Source organism: Phycisphaerae bacterium, from assembly GCA_035384605.1.
Lineage (GTDB): Bacteria > Planctomycetota > Phycisphaerae > UBA1845 > PWPN01 > JAUCQB01.
The window spans coordinates 1-17,792 of the sequence record DAOOIV010000035.1 but is presented as its reverse complement, the minus strand read 5'-3'; the positions used below and the strand labels follow the sequence as shown (position 1 = coordinate 17,792).

Sequence of the window (17,792 nt, the reverse complement as noted above, 5' to 3'; positions counted from 1 at the left end):
GCCGCGTGAGTGGTGTTGGCGTTCCCCTCGCCGCGGGGGTGAGCAGATGTGCCTGTCTTGACGCGGACGGCGACGCCGAGGTGGATCAGTCGGACTTCGCGGAGTTCCAGTCCTGTTTCGGCGGCGAGAACCAGATGCCGGCGTGCCCGTAGCAGGTGCGTCCTCGCGCCTGCCGAACTTGACCTCGTGCAGGGATTGCTTTTACCTTGTTTGAGTGATTGCAGAGAGAAATCATGCGTGCAACCAAGGCCTGCATCGTGATGCTGATGGTGGCAACGTTTCTTGCCGCTTCGAGTGCAAGTCAGGCCGTGCCCGGGCAATACGAAGCTGAGCTGGTCTTCCCGCTGCATCCCCAACACAACCATGCGCCCGGAATCGTGGAGTGCCCCAATGGCGATCTTCTGGTTTCCTGGTACCGCGGCTCGGGTGAGCGCTCAGCCGATGACGTGGCCGTATACGAGGCCCGACGTCGGAAGGGCTCAACACAATGGAGCGAGGCGTTCCTGCTGGCCGACACACCCGGCTTCCCGGACTGCAACACCGCCATGCACATTGACGGCCAGGGACGCTTGTGGCTCTTCTGGCCCACGATCCTGGCCAATTCCTGGGAGTCCTGCATCACCAACTTTCGGGTTGCCAGCCACTACACCGGCGAAGGGGCACCGAAGTGGGAGTGGCAAGGGGTGATTCTGCTCAAGCCACGCGCTTTTCGGGAAAAGATGCACAGGGCCTTGGACGAACGGTTGCGTGCGGAACCCTCGATCCTGCCCGACGAGGTTCAGACCAAACAGAAGATCGAACAGCTCAAGGAGCGAATCGACGACAAGTTGTTCAGTCGCCTCGGCTGGCAGCCGCGCTGCAAGCCGACCACGCTGCCTTCCGGCCGAATCCTCTTGCCCCTCTATTCGGACACTTACTCCGCCGGGATCATGGCGATCAGCGATGACAAGGGCCGGACCTGGTTCGCCAGCGAGCCGTTGGCGGGCTTCGGCAGCATTCAGCCGACGGTACTGCGACGATCGAGCGGGACGCTGGTCGCCTACATGCGTGAAAACGGCCCATTAAAGCGAATCCGCGTCGCGGAGTCCGCCGACGAGGGCATCACCTGGGGTCCGGTGGGCGTCACCGATTTGCCCAATCCCGGGTCGGGAATTGACGGCCTGCGGTTGGCCAACGGCAATTGGGTGCTGGTCTATAACGACACCACCGAGGGCCGCAGCAGTCTGGCGGTCTCGCTTTCCTCCGATGAGGGACGTTCCTGGAAATGGACCCGGCATCTGGAACGTCACAAGACCGGCAGCTACCATTACCCGGCCGTGATCCAGGCCGCCGACGGAAGGATCCACGTGGTGTACAGCTTCTTCACCGACGGCGGCAAGAGCATGAAGCACGCCGCGTTCGACGAGGCATGGATTTCCGAGCAGGACTGAGGACATTCCCTGGAACAGCGTGAAACAGGCTCGAAGAAATGTCTCGATGAGCGAATCGCCGGCCTTGCGACTCTGACGGTCGCGGATACTCATCCGGCCACGGACAATGATTGCAGACGTGACACTTCGGTTTATGGATGTGGGCACCATTGTCGTCTACCTGCTCGGGATGGCGGCAATAGGCGTTTACTTCGCCCGGAAAAAGAAGACCACAGAGGGGTATTTTGTCGGGAATCGGGCGTTCCCCGGATGGGCGGTCGGGCTGTCGATGTTCGCAACCTCCATCAGCTCGGTGACGTTCCTGGCATTTCCCGGTGCGGCATTCATCCTCGATTGGCGACAGATCGTGCAGAACCTGACGCTCCCATTGATCGCGGTGGTCGCCATCCTGTTATTCATCCCGTTTTTCCGGCGCGGCAAGGTCATGTCCGCTTACGAGTACCTGGAGGAACGTTTTGGCCCGCTGCTGCGGTTGTACGGGGCGATCAACTTCATTATTCTGCAGTTCGTGAGACTGGGCACCGTCCTTTATCTCGTCTCCATCCCGGTGCAGATTCTTACCGGCACATCGATTATCTGGGTGATCGTGATCGTCGGAGTTGTGGTGTCTTTCTACACCATCCTCGGCGGGCTGGAGGCGGTCATCTGGATCGACGTGGTTCAGGCGATCGTGCTCATCACGGGTGCCGTACTTCCGCTGTTTTTCATCGTGGACCAGTTGCCCGGCGGTTTGGCGCAGATCGTGCAAGATGGGATGAAACAGCATAAGTTCAGCTTGGGCCCCATGAGCTGGGACCTGGCCGAGCGTACGTTCCCCGCCATGGTGCTTATCGGCCTGCTGAACTGGACCACGGAGTACACCACCAATCAGAACGTGATCCAGCGGTATCTGGCCGCCTCGTCCATGCGTGAAGCCCGCAAGGCGACCGCGATCTGCGCGGCGATGAGTCTGCCGATCTGGGTCTTCTTCTTCTTCGTTGGGACGAGTCTATTCGTCTATTATCAGGTGTTTCCTGATTCCGGCATCGAGCAGATCGTTTCAGAGAGGAGAACGGACTACATCTTCCCTTACTTCATCCTCAGCCGGATGCCGGCCGGGATCGCCGGGCTGGTCATCGCGGGCCTCTTGGCGGCGACCATGTCGCTTGATTCAAGTATCAATTCCGTGGCGACGGTAACCACGGTGGACATCGTCAAGCGCCACATCTGCCCCGGCCGCGATGATGCTTTCTACCTTCGCGTAGGCAAGATCGCGTCGGTGGGCGCGGCGGTTGCCATGATTGTCGGGGCCGTCGTCATCGCTCACCTGCCCAAGGAAAGCATGGTGGACTTGAACCTCAGAATTATCCAGATCGTGTTCGGCGGCGGATTAATGGGGCTCTTCCTGCTCGGGTTTCTCACCACGCGGGCCAACTACATCTCCGCCTCGGTCGCATTGGTGCTGACGCTTCTGCTCGACGCCTATCTTGCCCTGTGCAGCTTCGACCAACTGCCGGACTGCATTTCCGTTCGAGTCCACACATATTGGATCGGCGTCATCGCGAACGGGTTTGTTATCTTCGTGGGATATGCCATGAGTTTCATCACGCCCGGCGTGCCGAAACCGCTTGGTCGGCTGACGATCTGGACAATGGGTTCACCATAACACGATTGCGAGCCGCCAGGTTCTTGCGTCCCGGTGAAGAATCATCGAGCCAGAGACGTCGCCATCAGCCCCGCGGACGAGCATCTCAATCGCATTGACCGGAGCTTTTCAGACTCGCGGCCGAAGGCCGTCTTATTCGTCAGGTCAGCAGGTTGATCAGGTCGGCAGCCCGCCACGGCTGTTGCAGGAACAGCGTCACGCCCAGACAGGCAAAGGCTTCGCGTCGGTCATCGATGCTGCTACCGATCAGGATGACGTCGGGCCTGACCGCTCGCATTTGTTCGATCGCGTCGGACGGGTCGGGTCCGGCCGTGTTGTAGTCGAGCACGGCAAACTGGAGTCCCTCGTCGGTGCCAAGCAGTCGGACGGCCTGGTCAACCGACTCGACCGCATAGCACCCGGCGCCGACGTTCTCGATGGTCGTAACGAGCCATTTGCGCGTGGTTGCGTCGGCCTCGATGATGACAACGCGCCCATCGAACGGCCACTGTGTGCCCCGCGGCGAGACGACGCCGAGGAGCATTTCGATCAGGGGAAGCCCGACATATTGCGGACCATCGCCGCGCCGGAGGATCACAAGCCGGCTGCCGTGCTCGTCCGGTTCCTGGGTACGGAGGTGCCAGGCGATTCTGCGATCGGCCACGGGGTGAGCGACCTTCCAGTCATCGAGGGCCTGGTCGAGGTCCGGCGCAGCTCCGGCCGGGAAGAGCTCAGAGAAGTTGCGAGCGCCCCGCCCCTTCTCGGTCTCGTCAAAGAGATCGAGGGCGGCGTCGTTGGCGTGGCGAATCCCGCCACCGGTTGTGATCTCGACGACTGCCAGCGTTGCCCGCCGGCCGGTCTGATACGGCCCCGTGAGAGCGTTCTCAACCGCCTTGCGGATTTGCTCCAACGTGAAAGGCTTCTCGATGAATTGGGCGATGCCGCTTGAGTCGACGTTCTGACGAAGCTCGGTCGAGGCAAAGCCGGTGATCAGGATGGCCCTGAGATCCGTCAGAACCGCCCGCAGGACCTGAATGACATGCAGGCCGTGAATGTCGTCCTTCAGCATCCAGTCAGTCACCAGCAGGTCGGGCCGAAAACGCGCCCCCACGTCCACGCCTTCTCGTCCATTCGATGCGCAGCGTATCTCATGGCCCAGGGCGGACAGGCCGATATCCAGTTGCCTGCGAAAGCCTTCCTCATCTTCAACAATCAAAATCCTGGCCATGGGAGCCCCCGAATGCCGCCGTCCGCCGCCGTCTTGGGCAGGTTCCCCACGGGCCGGCGGCGATGCCCGCCCAGGCAGTGAGAGTCGCGAACCGCTAGAATCATGATCGCAAGGGCAGGTCGATCGTAAAGGTCGTGCCGCCGCCGGGCCGGCTGTTCACGGAGATCTGCCCGTCGTGGTCCACAATGATAGCATGCGCCAGACTCAAGCCAAGCCCTGTCCCGCCACGTTCTCGTCGGGTGGTGAAAAAGGGGTCGAAAACCCTAGGCAAATGATCTCTTGGGATTCCCGGGCCGTTGTCGCTCACCGTGACTCGGAGTCGGTCGTCGGCCACATCGGCCCGCACCTCCAGCTTGACACCCTTACCTCCCGCTTCCAACGCATTCCTCAGCAGATTGACGAAGACCTGCTCCATTTGAAGAGCATTGAGTGAGATTTGCGGGAGGTCCGCGCCCAGATGAACACTGACAGTTGCTTCCTGTCGCTGTGCCTGGGGAGCGATCATCTCGACCGACCTGCGAATGACGGCTTCGATGGATGTCGGGGTCTTGGGGGCCTGTTCCCGGCGAGCAAACTGAAGCACGCCCTGGATCACCGCTCCGCAGCGGCGGGCTTCGGAGACGATTCCTCTGAGGCAGTCATCGACCACGGCCTCGGACCCGGGCATTTTGCGGAGTTCGAGGGCGTTCTCGGCCGCAAGCAGCATCGTGCCTACGGGGTTGTTGATTTCGTGGGCGATACCGGCCGCAAACGTACCGAGGGAGGCAAGGCGTTCCGAGCGGCGGAGTTGCTCTTTAGACTCATCGAGCTGGCGGGTCCGCTCAGCGACGCGTGCCTCGAGATTCTCGCGATAACGGGCCAATTCGTCCTGGGCGCGCTTCTGCTCGGTGATGTCAGCCACGAACCCCTCAAGGAACATCAATTCCCCCTCGGCCGAGAACACCCCGCGTCCTCGCTCCCAGACCCATTTCTCATCGCCGCCGGCGGTTCTTATTCTGTAGGTCAGTTCGAACTCGGTTCCTTCGGCCAGCGCGGCCTGCACCTTGTCCCAAACCTGCAACCGATCCTCGGGGTGAATCACTTCCGCGTAGGACGTTTTGGCGTTTTCGAGCAGATCGGCCGGCAGGTAGCCGGTCAAGGAGACACAGCCCTCGCTGACGAATACCATGGTCCAGTTGCGGTCGTTGCGACACCGATACACCATACCCGGCAGATTGGCCAGCAGTATGGACAAGAACCGCTCGTTCTCTTTGAGGCTGCTTGCGATTCTCTCGCGTTCGCCGATCTCTCGAACGAGGCGTTCATTGACCTCCATCAGGCCTTGCGTGTAGTCCCTTGTCCTGCGGAAATGGCCTGCGACAAGCCCGGTTATGGCCAAGCCGAGAATCAAAAGGATCCACTGAGTAACGCGTTGACGTGCGGCCTCAAAGGCGGGCGTGGATAGACAGGTGACAAGCCATTGTCGATCGCCGATTTGAACGGACCGGCTTTGGCTGCACGAAGTTGAAAGTGTTTCGCGAAAAGCCGACGGGGCAACCTCGCGCACCGATTCTCCGGGGGCTTCGTACAACCAGCACGACAAGGATGTTCCCGGTTCAGGCGAGTCGGCAATCCGGACGATGACACCGCGAGGTCCTGAAGGCCGCAGGGCCCGATTAAGATAATCCTGGACTCGCAGAACACCGATCACCAGTCCCGTCAAGCTCTGCCGGTGCGATTCGGGGAGATCGCTCCGGCCAGGCGTGTGAAAGACCGGGACAATGACCAGGAACGAGGGATCATCGGAGCTTTGCGGCAGGTGTGAGCCACGGGACAGGACAATGACCTCACCCGCGTCGCATGCCTTCCGGAACAGGGCCAGCTTGTCAGCATCCGTTGACAGATCGAGCCCGAGAAACGAAGGAACGCGGTTTTCGGGGTATTCGTAGTAGATCGGGAAGTACTCAGGCCGGTCAGCCGCGACAATGAGTTGTCCCGCCGCGTCGAGATCCTTGAACTCGAAATCCTGACGGCCCTCCGCGCGAGCCCGGTCTTGATAGGCGGCGCGTTCCGCCTGCCGGACGTAGGGAACCCATTGCAGCAACAAGCCTTGGCCCAGCCCTTGAGTCAACCTGGAAACATACGTCCGAAACTCGACCGGCGTGACATGTTCCGAGCTCGCGAAGTAAGTGGCGACCAGTCGTACCTGGCCGACGCAGTGCGAGAATTCGCGTTCGACATCAGAGGCTCGATCTCCCGCCAGTTCCGCAAGTTCCCCCTCCATCCACTGCCGTTCCCACGATCTGGTCATCAGGAACAGACTTACGGACACGAGAGAACCGATGACAACGGACAACGCGATTGCCAGGGAGCCTGTCCTGATTCTGCCGGACGGAGCAGGATGTGCAGCCGTGTGCATTCGATTGGGCCTCGCCGAATGACTGCCGCGTGGTGACGATGTCGATCAGACATCATCATAACGAGGGGCGTCGTGGAATCCCAGCCGCCAAGGGCGTCCGGGTGTGTACGAGCCTCACCGACCCAGTCCGCCACGCCGCGGAAGCGTCGGTTTCGTACCAGACGGGATGGCCGGTTGCGCTTTGCCCGAACCGTCAGGCACCCTACAATGGTCAGTCGGCAAGAGTAATTCTCGGGAAAGTCTGGGACGGCCTTTCGGCCCATGATTAAACCGGCAGGATGGCCGTCCCTTACCACGCGGGCAAGAAGAGAGATCGCATGACGTCGGACGATTTCAGCATCCTTATCGGTGGAGAAGCGGGACAAGGCTTGGTCACCGCGGGCACCATTTTGGCGAAGGCCTTGATGCGCAGCGGCCTTGGGGTGTTGGTAACCCAGAGTTATGAGTCGCGAATTCGCGGCGGGCACAACACGTTCGCAATCCGTTGCGCTCCGCGTCCGGTGATTGCCCCGAGAGAAACTGTGGATCTGCTCCTGGCGCTGACCGGCGACACGGTCGGGATTCATCAAGGACAGATGACGGCGCGAGGTCGCATGATTGTCGATACGGCGCACGGGGCGGCCGAGTCTGATTCGTGCGTTGCCGTTCCGTTCAAGGAGCTGGCCGACAAACGGATGTTCACGATGGCCGCCACAGGGGTTGCTGCCGCTTTGTTGGGTCTGGAGCGGACGCTGATGGGGCAAACGGTGAACGACGTTCTGGGGACAAAGCACCCTGAACTGACCGAAGCCAACCAGAAAGTGCTGACCGATGCATACGAATGGGTTGGGCAGAACGGCTTTCCCAAACTTGGTCCGCCGTCGGCGCGCAACCGCTCGCGACGGATGCTGATGGACGGAAACGAGGCGCTTGCGGCGGGAGCGATATCGGCCGGGGTTCGATTCTGCTCGTACTACCCCATGACTCCCGGCAGTTCGATCATGCAAGCAATGATCACTCACGCCAAGCATGTGGGCGTTATGGTCGAGCAGGCGGAAGATGAGATCGCCGCAATCAACATGGCGATCGGAGCTTCGTATGCGGGGGCGCCAAGCATGGTGTCCACTTCGGGCGGGGGTTTTGCGTTGATGGTCGAGGGCGTGAGCCTGGCGGCGATGACGGAGACACCCGTCGTTGTGGTTGTCGCGCAACGACCCGGTCCCGCGACCGGGCTACCCACGCGAACCGAGCAGGCCGATCTGGAATTCGTGCTTCATTCCGGTCATGGCGAGTTCCCACGGGCCCTATTTGCTCCGGGTGACGTCGAGGAGTGTTTCCATCTGACGCGGAAGGCCTTTGAGTTGTCCGAGAAGTACCAGGGTCCCATGTTCGTACTGACCGACCAGTTTCTGGCGGACTCGTTGCGATCCGCCGAGCCATTCGACGCCGCCAACCTTCAGACTGTTGCCCCGCTCATCGCGTCGGCCGACGTGCCCGGTCCCTACAAGCGATACGCGATAACCGACGCGGGCGTCTCGCCTCGACTGGTTCCTTGTGAGACCCCTCACTTGGTGATCGCCGATAGTGATGAGCACGATGAGGAAGGGCATCTGACCGAGGATTTGGGTATTCGGGTTCGGATGGTTGACAAGCGGCTCAGGAAGGGACGCGGCATCTGCGGTGAGGTTGTGCGGCCGGGTCACACCGGTGACGATTCGCCCGACCTGCTGCTGGTCGGCTGGGGATCCACAAAGGGCTCGATGGAAGAGGCTGCGGCGGTTCTTCGCGGCAGGGGGCAGAGCGTCGGCACGCTGCATTTCTCACAGGTTTGGCCGCTGGTTGGCGACTTGTTCGTTCCTCAGTTGGAGAAGGCCGGACAGGTCGTGTGTATCGAGAGCAATGCGACGGCCCAGTTCGCCCGGCTGATCCGCCGAGAGACCGGATTCCATATCAGCCGGCGCATTCTTCGATACGACGGGCTGCCGATCACCCCCGAGTACATTCTTCGCGAGCTTGAGGCATTGGAGTGCACGTGATGGTTCGGATTGAGGATTATGGCGAGTTCGAGACCGCGTGGTGCCCGGGATGCGGCAACTTCGGCATTCTGAAGGCGGTGAAGCAGGCTTTGGTGCGCGAAAACGTGGCCCCACACGAGGTGGTTTTCGTATCGGGTATCGGGCAGGCGGCCAAGGCACCCCACTATCTGAACTGCAATGTATTCAACGGTCTTCACGGTCGGGCCCTTGCCGCCGCGACAGGTATCAAGCTAGCCAAGCCCAGTTGCAGGGTTATCGTTGAGAGCGGCGACGGCTGCACGTACGGCGAGGGCGGAAACCACTTTCTGGCGGCGATTCGCCGAAACGTCGATTTGACCGTGCTGGTGCACACAAACCAGGTTTACGGGTTGACCAAAGGACAAGCGAGCCCGACCTCGGATCTGGGCTTCGTCACCAAGACGCAGCCTGACGGCGTCAAGGTCGCGCCTTTCAATCCCATCGCGACGGCCGTTGCTCTGCGGGCGGGCTTCGTGGCCCGGAGCTTCAGCGGTATGCAGGACCACCTGACCGAGATGATCGTGCAGGCCATGAACTACCCGGGCTTCGCGCTGGTGGACATCCTGCAACCCTGTGTCACTTTCAACAAGGTCAACACCTTCGCCTGGTACAAGAAGCGATGCCAGGAGGTTCCACCCGACCATGATCCGACAGACTGGCAGGCGGCCATGCGGCTGGCTTACGAATGGCAGGAACGAATCATGATCGGCGTCATTTTCAAGTGCAGTCGGCCGGTGCTGACCTTCCCGCAACACGACGGAACACCCAGGCCGCAGGCGCTGTCAGAGAGCATGCAGCGATACTATTGACAACCGATTCACCCATGCCCAAGGATCCTTCGGACCACGGAGCGGATGTTCTGATCATCGGAGCGGGCGCGGCCGGTCTGGCGGCAGCGGTCATGGCGGCCGAACAGCATCGCGAGTCGCGTATCGTGCTCTTGGAAGGCACATCGAGGCCTGGTTCCAAGCTTCTGCTCACGGGTGGCCGGCGGTGCAACCTCACCAACCGGACGGTGACGCCGCAGGATTTCAGCGGCTCGAACCCTCATGCCATCAAGAAGGTGCTTGGGGCTTTCACCGTGACGCAGACAATCGAATTCTTCAGGAGTCTTGGCGTCCTGCTGCACGAAGAAGAAGGCGGCAAGCTGTTCCCGCAACACGGCGGCGCCCATGCCGTCCGAAACGCTTTGCTCGGCCGCGTCGAATCGTCGGGCTTGAAGATTCTTACGAGGCAGAAAGTCAAACGGATCGAACAAAGCTCAAATGCCTTTGTCGTCTCAACATCTGAGAGCACTTTCACCGCGCCACGCATTTTGCTGACGACGGGGGGATGCTCATACCCGAGTACGGGGAGCGACGGCAGCGGCTATGAGTTGGCGCGGTCTTGCGGGCATACCATCATTCCCCCAACGCCTGCCCTGGTGCCACTGGTGCTGGCCGGAGGGTTTCACCGCGGCCTCATCGGGATCAGCCACGACGTCGAGCTGACGCTTGTGGTCGACGGCAAGCGCGTCAAGACAGCAGGTTCGCTGTTGTGGACGCATTTTGGAGTCAGCGGACCGGCCGTCCTGGACATCTCCGGGCACTGGCTTCGAGGCAAGCTGGAAGGGCTCAGAGTTGAGGTGACGGTGAATCTCTTGCCGGGCGAGACGGCCGCCTCACTCGAGCAGTGGCTGATCCGGCTTGCCAGCAACCATCCGAGAATGAGCTTTCACAGAGCTCTTTCGTCCCGAATGCCGGCTCGCCTGGCCGAAGCGGTTTTGCACGGACTCGACGTAGATGGAACAACGGCGATGGCGCATCTTTCCAGGGACACTCGTCGCCACGTTCGAAGCGCGCTGGTTGCATGGCCCCTGCCGGTTGTGGACAGTCGCGGTTACGAGCACGCCGAGGTGACGGCCGGCGGTGTGCCCTTGAAGGAGGTCAACCCCGCAACGATGGAGTCCCGCATCTGCCCGGGTCTGTTTCTGGCCGGCGAGGTACTGGACGTGACCGGCCGAGTGGGCGGGTTCAATCTTCAATGGGCCTGGTCCAGCGCTTGGGTTGCAGCGAGGGGCCTGACCGTAGACAATGCCGCGTTGCCGCGGGCCGAGGTTTCGGCGCACTCAGGACGTCATCACTGACGAACCGCACGATGCCGCCTGTGGCGGGGTTTCTCGGAATCGGCCATCATGTTCATCGAGGAGACGCACATGAACTCTTTTGCCAGCATTCTATGGATCACGGCCGGTCTGCTTCTTCCCGGGCAGCCCGCCACTCAACCTGCTGAGACTCGACTTGCTCGTATCCTGATCATCACCGGACGTGACGTCCCCGCTCACAACTGGCGCGAGACCACGCCGGTCCTTCGCGAGCACCTTGAGCAGACCAAGAAGTTCGAGGTGGTCGTGTCGGAGGAACCGTTGGTGCTCGAGTCTTCAGCTCTTGATGGATACGACGTGATTCTGATCAACTATTACAACTGGCAGCGGCCGAGTATCACGAACAAGGCGAAGGAAAACCTGCTCAAGTTCGTAAGAGACGGCAAGGGCCTGGTTTGTTATCACTTTTCGGTCCGGGCGTTCGGCGACTGGCCGGAATACCGCAACCTCGTGGGCCGGATCTGGACGGACGGCTCCGGTCACGGGCCGCGCGGGCCGTTCAAGGTCAAGATCACGGATCCGGACCACTTCATCACGCAGGGGACCAGCGATTTTGATGCCGACGACGAACTCTATGCCAAGCTCGTCGGCGACGCTCCCGTTCACGTGCTGATGGAGGCCTACTCAGATTGGAGCAAACGGACCGAGCCGCTGGCCTGGACACTGGAGTACGGAAAGGGGCGAGTGTTCAGCATCATGCTCGGCCACACCGCTAAGGACTGCCGCAACCCGGACTTCGTGCGGCTGTTGCAGCGCGGCACTGAATGGGTCGCACAAAAGGATAGTCATTGAGCCGGGCCTTCTGCCGCGTGGCATTGTTGTCGTCAGGCATGCGTTGAACATGGTTGACGACCGTCGTCAAACGAGAAGAGGAAGATCCATGTCAAAGCGTATCACCAACTGCCGCCTCGCCCTGCCAGCCGTTTTGTTTTTGTGGAGCTCTTTCGCCTGGGCGGAGGTCAAACCCCATGCTCTGTTCAGCGACAACATGGTTGTGCAGCAAGGAGTGCCCATCAACGTGTGGGGTACGGCCAAAGCCGGTGAGAAAGTCACCGTGAAGCTGAGTACACAGGAAGCTTCCGTTGTTGCCGATGGTGAGGGCAGGTGGTCGGTCAGGCTGGAGGCGATGAAAGCAGGCGACGCCCTGACCATGACCATTTCCGGGGATAACACCATCAGCTTCAAGAATATGGCGGTGGGTGAAGTGTGGGTCGCCTCCGGTCAGTCGAACATGCAATGGCCGGTGCGGGCATCGACCAATGCCGAGAAGGAAATCGCCGAGGCGAATTACCCCAATATTCGTCTGTTCACCGTGTCGCGCGTCGTGGCCGGAAAACCTCAGACCGACGTGCAGGGGAGCTGGAGCGTCTGCAGTCCCCAGACCGTTGGAGACTTTTCCGCCGTCGCGTACTTCTTCGGGCGCGAATTGCACAAGGCGATCAAGGTTCCGGTTGGCCTGATCAACACCTCGTGGGGCGGTACTCCGGCTGAAGCATGGACCAGCATGGCGGTGCTGGAGGGCGAGCCGGCCTTCAAGTCGATCCTCGATTCGTGGGACGCGCGCTTTAAGGAGTACCCGGCCGCGATCGAGGCTCACATCGCCGCCTACGGCAAAGCCGTCCGTGAGTGGTTGAAATCGGCCGATTCCGCCGAGGCCGCAGGCAAACCCATCGCCCCGCCGCCAAAGCTCGACTTCCCCGGCGACCCTCGAACAAGCCCGCACCGTCCGGCGGGTTTGTACAACGCGATGATCCACCCGCTGTTGCCCTTCGGCATCAAAGGGGCCATATGGTATCAGGGCGAATCGAATGCCGGGCGAGCAACTCAGTACCGCACGCTGTTCTCGACCATGATCCGGAACTGGCGCAAGGATTGGGGACTGGGCGATTTTCCCTTCCTGTTCGTTCAACTGGCTCCCTACCAGAGGGAGCCGGCCAATCCGCCACCGGGCACTTGGCCGGAACTCCGGGAAGCGCAATTGCTGACGATGCTCAACGTCCCGAACACCGCCATGGCGGTCATCACCGACGTCGGCGAAGAAAAAGACATCCATCCCAAGCTCAAGCAGCCGGTCGGCGCTCGGCTGGCCCTGGCCGCCAGGGCGCTCGGCTATGGCGAGAGGATAGAATACTCCGGCCCGATCTACAAAGACATGAAACGCGACGGCAGCAAGATCGTCATCAGCTTCACACACACCGGCGGCGGCCTGGTCGCCAAGGGCGGGCCGCTTAAGGGCTTCACCATCGCGAGCTCCGATCAGAAGTTCGTCGACGCTCAGGCCGAGATCGTGGGCAATACGGTGGTGGTCTCCAGCCCCGAGGTCGCCGAGCCGGCGGCCGTCCGCTACGGCTGGGCCAACTTTCCGGTGGTCAACCTCTGGAACAAGGCCGATCTTCCGGCCTCGCCGTTCAGAACCGATGACTGGCCGATGGTGACGGCAGGGAAGTAGCATCACGCCGCAAAATCGTAGCGGCCGGTGTCGCGGTCGGCCGTGCAGCCGGTCCTTTTCATGCCCAGAATGGGGCGTATCTGTATGGCCAGGGGCACGAGCCCCTGGTATCTCGCATCAACTGCCCGGGGCCCATTCCGCAGTCTCGACCTCGCGGTGAGTTACCCAAGGAACTCCCGCGGGTCGGTAATCGTCCCGCTGACCGCCGTAGCGGCGGCGGTGTAGGGGCTGGCGAGGAAGACCTGAGCGTCCTTGGAGCCCATTCGTCCGGGGAAATTGCGGTTGGTTGTCGAGAGGACGCGGATGGCCTCGTTGGCCCGGCCGAAGGTGTCGCCGGGGCCGCCCAGACAGGCGGCACACGAGGCCGGTCCCATCGCACAGCCGGCGTTGATGAAGATCTGCTCAAGCGTCATGCCGTCGATCTTCTCCTCGCGCATTTTGGCGTGGACCTCGGTGGTGGCCGGTACGATGAAAGTCGGCACCTTGACTTCGCGGCCCTTGATGATCTTCGCGGCCGCCCGGAAATCAGTGATCTTGCCGCCGGTGCAACTGCCGATATAGACACGGTCAACCTTGGTGCCCTTGAGGTTGCGAGCCAGGTCGCGATTGTCGGGCGAGTGCGGCTTGGCGACGGTCGGCTCGAGGTCTTTCATCCTGAAAACCTTCTCGTAGCAGAACTTCGCGTCCTTGTCGTTTTCGACGGCTTGCCAAGGTTTGTCGGTGCGTGCGCGGACGAAGTCGGCGGTGACCTCATCGACGGGCACGATTCCGTTCTTTCCGCCGGCCTCGATGGCCATGTTGCACAAGGTGGTACGTTCCTCGATATTAAGGCCCATTACCCCCCCACCGGAGAACTCCATGGCCCGGTAGGTGGCACCGTCAACACCGATGTCGCCAATCACGGTCAAGATCATGTCCTTGGCCATGAGATACGACGGCAAATCGCCGTCGAAGACGAAGCGCATGGTGGGCGGCACCTTAAGCCACAGCTTGCCGGTGCCCAACACGAAGCCGGCGTCGGTGTTGCCGATGCCGGTGGCGAATTCGCCGAATGCCCCGGCCGTGCAGGTGTGCGAATCGGTTCCCAGCAGCACCTCGCCGGGCCGAGTATGCCCCTCTTCAGGCAGGGCAATATGGCACACACCCTTGTAGTTTGTCTTGGTTGGGTCCTTGTACGGGCTGGGCATGCCCTCGCCCTGGATGAAGTCGGGGTCGTAGTAATACTTGATGCCCTGTTCCTTCACGAAGGACCGAAGGATATCGATATTGCGGTGTGCCTTGCTGTCGGCCGTGAAGATGTAGTGGTCGGGAATGATCACCACCCTGGACGGGTCCCACACCTTGGCGTTCCTCCCGAAATGCTCATAGAAGACGCCGATTGTGCCCGGCCCGCAGACGTCGTGTGTCATCAGCACGTCGACGTTGACCCAGACGTTCTCGCCGGCGGTCACTGAATTCCTGCCGGCGTGTCGGGCCAAAATCTTCTCCGTCATCGTCATGCCCATCGCGTTCACCTCGTCACAGGCCGCTGCCGACTCGTTGCTGCCCCGAGACCCGGAGCACCGGCGAACTGACCTGCCGTAAATCCTCTCATGGCCATGGATTCTAGCAGGGGCGGACCCTTGAGACAATCGCAGATCTTTCTCGGGCTGCCGCGTCAACAAGCCGAGACCCCAGAGGTTGCTACCCTGCGACACATCTGATGTGCAGTTTTCTCTGGCGAGGACCATCGAACTCGCAGAAGTAGATTCCCTGCCACGTACCAAGAACGAGACTACCGTCTTCGACCAGGATCGTCTGCGAGGCTCCCACCAGCGAGGCCTTGATGTGGGCATCGCTGTTGCCCTCACCATGCCGGTAGGATGCTTCCACGTGCGGCACCAGATCAGCCAGTTTCCAGAGGAAATCATGAATCACGTCGGGGTCGGCATTCTCCTGAATGGTGATGCCGGCCGTGGTGTGAGGCACGTAGCAGATGACGTAGCCGCTGCTCAGACGAGTCTCACGGACAGCCTTCTGCACCTTCGAGGTCACGTCCACGAGCTGGCAGCGCTCGCCGGTCGTCACGGTAATAGTCTGAATCATCTTATTCCTCCAAGGAGGTCCCGTATCCACAGGGCATCTATGTACACCCGTGCCGACATACTATACTGAACGAGCCGTCGAGGGGAGAGCCGAGGAATTGAGAGTTGGAGATGACTGACCGAAAAGGCAAAGTCGTCGTTGCCATGAGCGGGGGCGTCGATTCGAGTGTCGCCGCCTGCCTGCTCCTGGAGCAAGGCTACGAGGTCATCGGCCTTTTCATGCGGACGGGCGTCAAGGCGGTTTTGGATGAGCCGGCGTGCCCGGCGGATGAAGCGACATCGAACCGGCCGTTCCGAGGCTGCTGCAGCGCCGCGGATGCTGCTGACGCCCGTGACGTCGCCGGCCGGCTGGGCATTCCCTTCTACGCCCTGGACTTCAAAGAGAGCTTCGAAAGCATAATCGACCACTTCGTTGCCGAGTACGTTCGCGGCCGCACGCCCAATCCGTGCATTCTGTGCAATGATCAGCTCAAGTTTGGCCGGTTGGCCGAGTACGGGCGTGCGGCGGACGCTGATTTCATTGCAACCGGCCACTATGCCCGGATTGTTCAACATGCCGGTCAAGCGCGGTTGTGCCGGGGTGTGGACACGGACAAGGACCAGTCATATGCGCTTTTTCAGCTCGATCGCGGGATTCTGCCACGGGTGATGCTGCCGATCGGGGAGATGACCAAGGAGCGGGTCCGGGACTATGCCCGCAAGCGTGGGCTGCCCCTTTTCGATAAGCGGGAGTCTCAGGACATCTGTTTCGTACCTGATCGAGACTATGCTCGGTTGATTCGGGATCGTCGGCCCGATGCTTTCCGGCCCGGCCGTATTGTGGATCGATCGGGGCGTGAACTCGGCCGGCACGATGGAATCGTGAATTTCACGATCGGCCAACGGCGGGGCCTTCGCTTGGCCATGGGAAAGCCGGTCTACGTCACGGCCATCGACGCGGCCAGCGATACGGTGACCATCGGCCCCCGGGAGGAGCTTGCCCGGAGCGAACTGCGAGCATCCAAGGTGCATTGGCTGATCGATCCGCCGACCGAGATCATCGAAGCGGACGTCCAAATTCGTTATACCCACAAGGCAGCCCGGGCGGTTGTCGAGCCGATCGGGGCCGATTGTGTGCGTATTCGATTTCGCGAGCCTCAATACGCGATCACGCCGGGGCAGGCAGCGGTATTCTACGACGGCGACGTCGTCCTCGGCGGCGGCTGGATTGACCTGGAGTAGACAGACACGGTGCAATCGCCTGGTGTTCCCACGCTTGTCTTCCTGCATCAGGGCGCGATCGGCGATTTCGTTCTGGCGTTGTCGATCGTTCAAGCCACAGCCGCCAGGGTTCGGGCGGCTCGCGTTGTAGCAATTGCGTCCGCGTCTTCGGCGGGGCTCGCGGCCGGGCGGAGCATCATCAACCAGCGGCTGTTTCCCGATCAGGTGGGCCTTCACACACTGTTCGGCGAGGGGGCCGCTGCAGATCGACGGCTGCGAGAGCTTCTGGCGGATGCAAGCTATATCCTCAGCTTCCTCGGGCCTCCGGAGGGGCCGGTCCACAATGCTCTCCGAGAGGCAACGCAAGCCCGGGTGATCTCGCTCGATCCCCGACCGTCTGCGGAGACTCTCGACCAACGTCGACACATCACCGTGCAGTGGGCAAGTGACGTCGCCGGCGCAGGGTTCGAGCTCACCGAACTGGAACCGCCTGCTATTCGCATGGATTTGCCCGCCGAATCGACCGATGACAACCGCTCCAATGTGATCATACATCCCGGCAGCGGCGGCGATGCGAAGTGCTGGCCGCTCGATCGCTTCATGGCGGTAGCCGACAAGCTGCAGGACTGCCGCGTCAAGTGGATGCTGGGGCCTGCTGAGTGCGAGTCTGATGCGGTTTCGGTCAAGTCGCTCCGCCAGCGATGCGACGGTCAAAATGAGGTCCTGCTGATCGAGGAAGACTTCGTGAAAGCTGTAGGCCACATCGCGGCCGCCGATCTGTACTTGGGCAATGACGCCGGGATGACCCACGTGGCCGCGGCCATGGGTATCCCCACGGTCGCCATCTACGGCCCGACGGACCCGGCCGTGTGGCGACCTCTTGGTACCCACGTCTGCCCAGTGGCCACGCCTCAGCCGGGCATGGCCATCGACGCGGTACCCGCCACCGCCGTGATCGCGGCCGTTCACGCCCGCTTGGCACAGCTTTCATGAAGTCTCATGACAACCCATAAGCCAAGGGGTGTTAACACATGGCACCCATGTGGCTACTGCCAGTCAACCGCAATCTGCAACGAGTGGCTGGCCGAGGCGGGGAAGGTCACGTGAGTTGGGTCCGTGGAGTTTGGGGCCGTCAGGGTCAGGTGGTACGTTCCGGGTTGGGCTGAGATGGTCAGCGACGGGGTGGCCAGGATCGTCTGGCTG

At 61.3% G+C, this 17,792-nt stretch carries 14 protein-coding genes; 10 read left to right on the top strand and 4 right to left on the bottom strand.

What is annotated here, in order from left to right; all coding sequences use genetic code 11:
* The first annotated feature begins 5 nt into the window (after positions 1-5).
* The 3 genes from PLL20_09895 (at position 6) to PLL20_09885 (ending at position 3,075) form a co-directional block, all read left to right on the top strand.
* Positions 6-152 carry a hypothetical protein gene (locus PLL20_09895; protein HPD30296.1) on the top strand — a complete coding sequence of 49 codons (147 nt, stop codon included), beginning with the start codon at positions 6-8 and terminating at the stop codon, positions 150-152.
* 81 nt (positions 153-233) lie between these two features.
* A complete protein-coding gene (locus PLL20_09890) occupies positions 234-1,430 on the top strand; it encodes an exo-alpha-sialidase (protein HPD30295.1) in 1,197 nt (398 codons plus the stop codon).
* Positions 1,431-1,548: 118 nt separating this feature from the next.
* Entirely contained in the window at positions 1,549-3,075 is a 1,527-nt protein-coding gene (locus PLL20_09885) for a sodium:solute symporter (protein HPD30294.1), read from the top strand.
* 139 nt (positions 3,076-3,214) lie between these two features.
* On the opposite strand, the gene PLL20_09880 is transcribed toward PLL20_09885, so the two are convergent.
* Both PLL20_09880 and PLL20_09875 read right to left on the bottom strand, forming a co-directional pair.
* Positions 3,215-4,282: a response regulator gene (locus PLL20_09880; protein ID HPD30293.1), complete on the bottom strand. Its 1,068-nt coding sequence runs from the start codon at positions 4,280-4,282 to the stop codon at positions 3,215-3,217.
* Between the two features lie 100 nt (positions 4,283-4,382).
* Entirely contained in the window at positions 4,383-6,572 is a 2,190-nt protein-coding gene (locus tag PLL20_09875; protein ID HPD30292.1) for a CHASE domain-containing protein, read from the bottom strand.
* A gap of 425 nt (positions 6,573-6,997) precedes the next feature.
* Between PLL20_09875 and PLL20_09870 the strand changes: the two genes are divergently transcribed.
* The 5 genes from PLL20_09870 to PLL20_09850 all read left to right on the top strand — a co-directional run bounded on the left by PLL20_09870 (position 6,998) and on the right by PLL20_09850 (position 13,305).
* Positions 6,998-8,695: a 2-oxoacid:acceptor oxidoreductase subunit alpha gene (locus tag PLL20_09870; GenBank protein ID HPD30291.1), complete on the top strand. Its 1,698-nt coding sequence runs from the start codon at positions 6,998-7,000 to the stop codon at positions 8,693-8,695.
* Complete coding sequence (locus PLL20_09865) at positions 8,695-9,522, top strand: 2-oxoacid:ferredoxin oxidoreductase subunit beta (GenBank protein ID HPD30290.1); 828 nt, start codon at positions 8,695-8,697, stop codon at positions 9,520-9,522. Before PLL20_09870 ends, PLL20_09865 begins: the two co-directional genes overlap by 1 nt.
* 14 nt (positions 9,523-9,536) lie before the next feature.
* On the top strand, positions 9,537-10,838 hold the full coding sequence (locus tag PLL20_09860; protein ID HPD30289.1) for an NAD(P)/FAD-dependent oxidoreductase: 1,302 nt from the start codon (positions 9,537-9,539) through the stop codon (positions 10,836-10,838).
* A 69-nt stretch (positions 10,839-10,907) separates the two neighbouring features.
* The gene (locus tag PLL20_09855) at positions 10,908-11,648 is read left to right on the top strand and encodes a ThuA domain-containing protein (protein HPD30288.1); all 741 of its coding nucleotides are present in this window, start codon (positions 10,908-10,910) and stop codon (positions 11,646-11,648) included.
* An 88-nt stretch (positions 11,649-11,736) separates the two neighbouring features.
* On the top strand, positions 11,737-13,305 hold the full coding sequence (locus PLL20_09850) for a sialate O-acetylesterase (protein HPD30287.1): 1,569 nt from the start codon (positions 11,737-11,739) through the stop codon (positions 13,303-13,305).
* Between the two features lie 161 nt (positions 13,306-13,466).
* Here the strand turns inward: PLL20_09850 and PLL20_09845 are convergent, their stop codons facing one another.
* Together PLL20_09845 and PLL20_09840 are read right to left on the bottom strand one after the other, a co-directional pair.
* Positions 13,467-14,810: a 3-isopropylmalate dehydratase large subunit gene (locus PLL20_09845; GenBank protein ID HPD30286.1), complete on the bottom strand. Its 1,344-nt coding sequence runs from the start codon at positions 14,808-14,810 to the stop codon at positions 13,467-13,469.
* 178 nt (positions 14,811-14,988) lie between these two features.
* Positions 14,989-15,390 carry a secondary thiamine-phosphate synthase enzyme YjbQ gene (locus PLL20_09840; GenBank protein ID HPD30285.1) on the bottom strand — a complete coding sequence of 134 codons (402 nt, stop codon included), beginning with the start codon at positions 15,388-15,390 and terminating at the stop codon, positions 14,989-14,991.
* A 110-nt stretch (positions 15,391-15,500) separates the two neighbouring features.
* Here PLL20_09840 and mnmA point away from each other — a divergent pair, with 110 nt between their 5' ends.
* Together mnmA and PLL20_09830 are read left to right on the top strand one after the other, a co-directional pair.
* A complete protein-coding gene (gene mnmA / locus PLL20_09835; GenBank protein ID HPD30284.1) occupies positions 15,501-16,610 on the top strand; it encodes a tRNA 2-thiouridine(34) synthase MnmA in 1,110 nt (369 codons plus the stop codon).
* Positions 16,611-16,619: 9 nt separating this feature from the next.
* Positions 16,620-17,582 carry a glycosyltransferase family 9 protein gene (locus PLL20_09830; GenBank protein ID HPD30283.1) on the top strand — a complete coding sequence of 321 codons (963 nt, stop codon included), beginning with the start codon at positions 16,620-16,622 and terminating at the stop codon, positions 17,580-17,582.
* The last annotated feature ends 210 nt before the right edge of the window (positions 17,583-17,792 follow it).

Excerpts from the sequence above, each read along its gene's own strand:
- PLL20_09880 (HPD30293.1), bottom strand. The coding sequence starts at position 4,282 with ATGGCCAGGATTTTGATTGTTGAAGATGAGGAAGGCTTTCGCAGGCAA.
- PLL20_09845 (HPD30286.1), bottom strand. The coding sequence starts at position 14,810 with ATGGGCATGACGATGACGGAGAAGATTTTGGCCCGACACGCCGGCAGG.
- PLL20_09870 (HPD30291.1), top strand. The coding sequence starts at position 6,998 with ATGACGTCGGACGATTTCAGCATCCTTATCGGTGGAGAAGCGGGACAA.
- PLL20_09865 (HPD30290.1), top strand. The coding sequence starts at position 8,695 with ATGGTTCGGATTGAGGATTATGGCGAGTTCGAGACCGCGTGGTGCCCG.
- mnmA (HPD30284.1), top strand. The coding sequence starts at position 15,501 with ATGACTGACCGAAAAGGCAAAGTCGTCGTTGCCATGAGCGGGGGCGTC.
- PLL20_09840 (HPD30285.1), bottom strand. The coding sequence starts at position 15,390 with ATGATTCAGACTATTACCGTGACGACCGGCGAGCGCTGCCAGCTCGTG.
- PLL20_09875 (HPD30292.1), bottom strand. The coding sequence starts at position 6,572 with ATGACCAGATCGTGGGAACGGCAGTGGATGGAGGGGGAACTTGCGGAA.
- PLL20_09860 (HPD30289.1), top strand. The coding sequence starts at position 9,537 with ATGCCCAAGGATCCTTCGGACCACGGAGCGGATGTTCTGATCATCGGA.
- PLL20_09850 (HPD30287.1), top strand. The coding sequence starts at position 11,737 with ATGTCAAAGCGTATCACCAACTGCCGCCTCGCCCTGCCAGCCGTTTTG.
- PLL20_09890 (HPD30295.1), top strand. The coding sequence starts at position 234 with ATGCGTGCAACCAAGGCCTGCATCGTGATGCTGATGGTGGCAACGTTT.
- PLL20_09855 (HPD30288.1), top strand. The coding sequence starts at position 10,908 with ATGAACTCTTTTGCCAGCATTCTATGGATCACGGCCGGTCTGCTTCTT.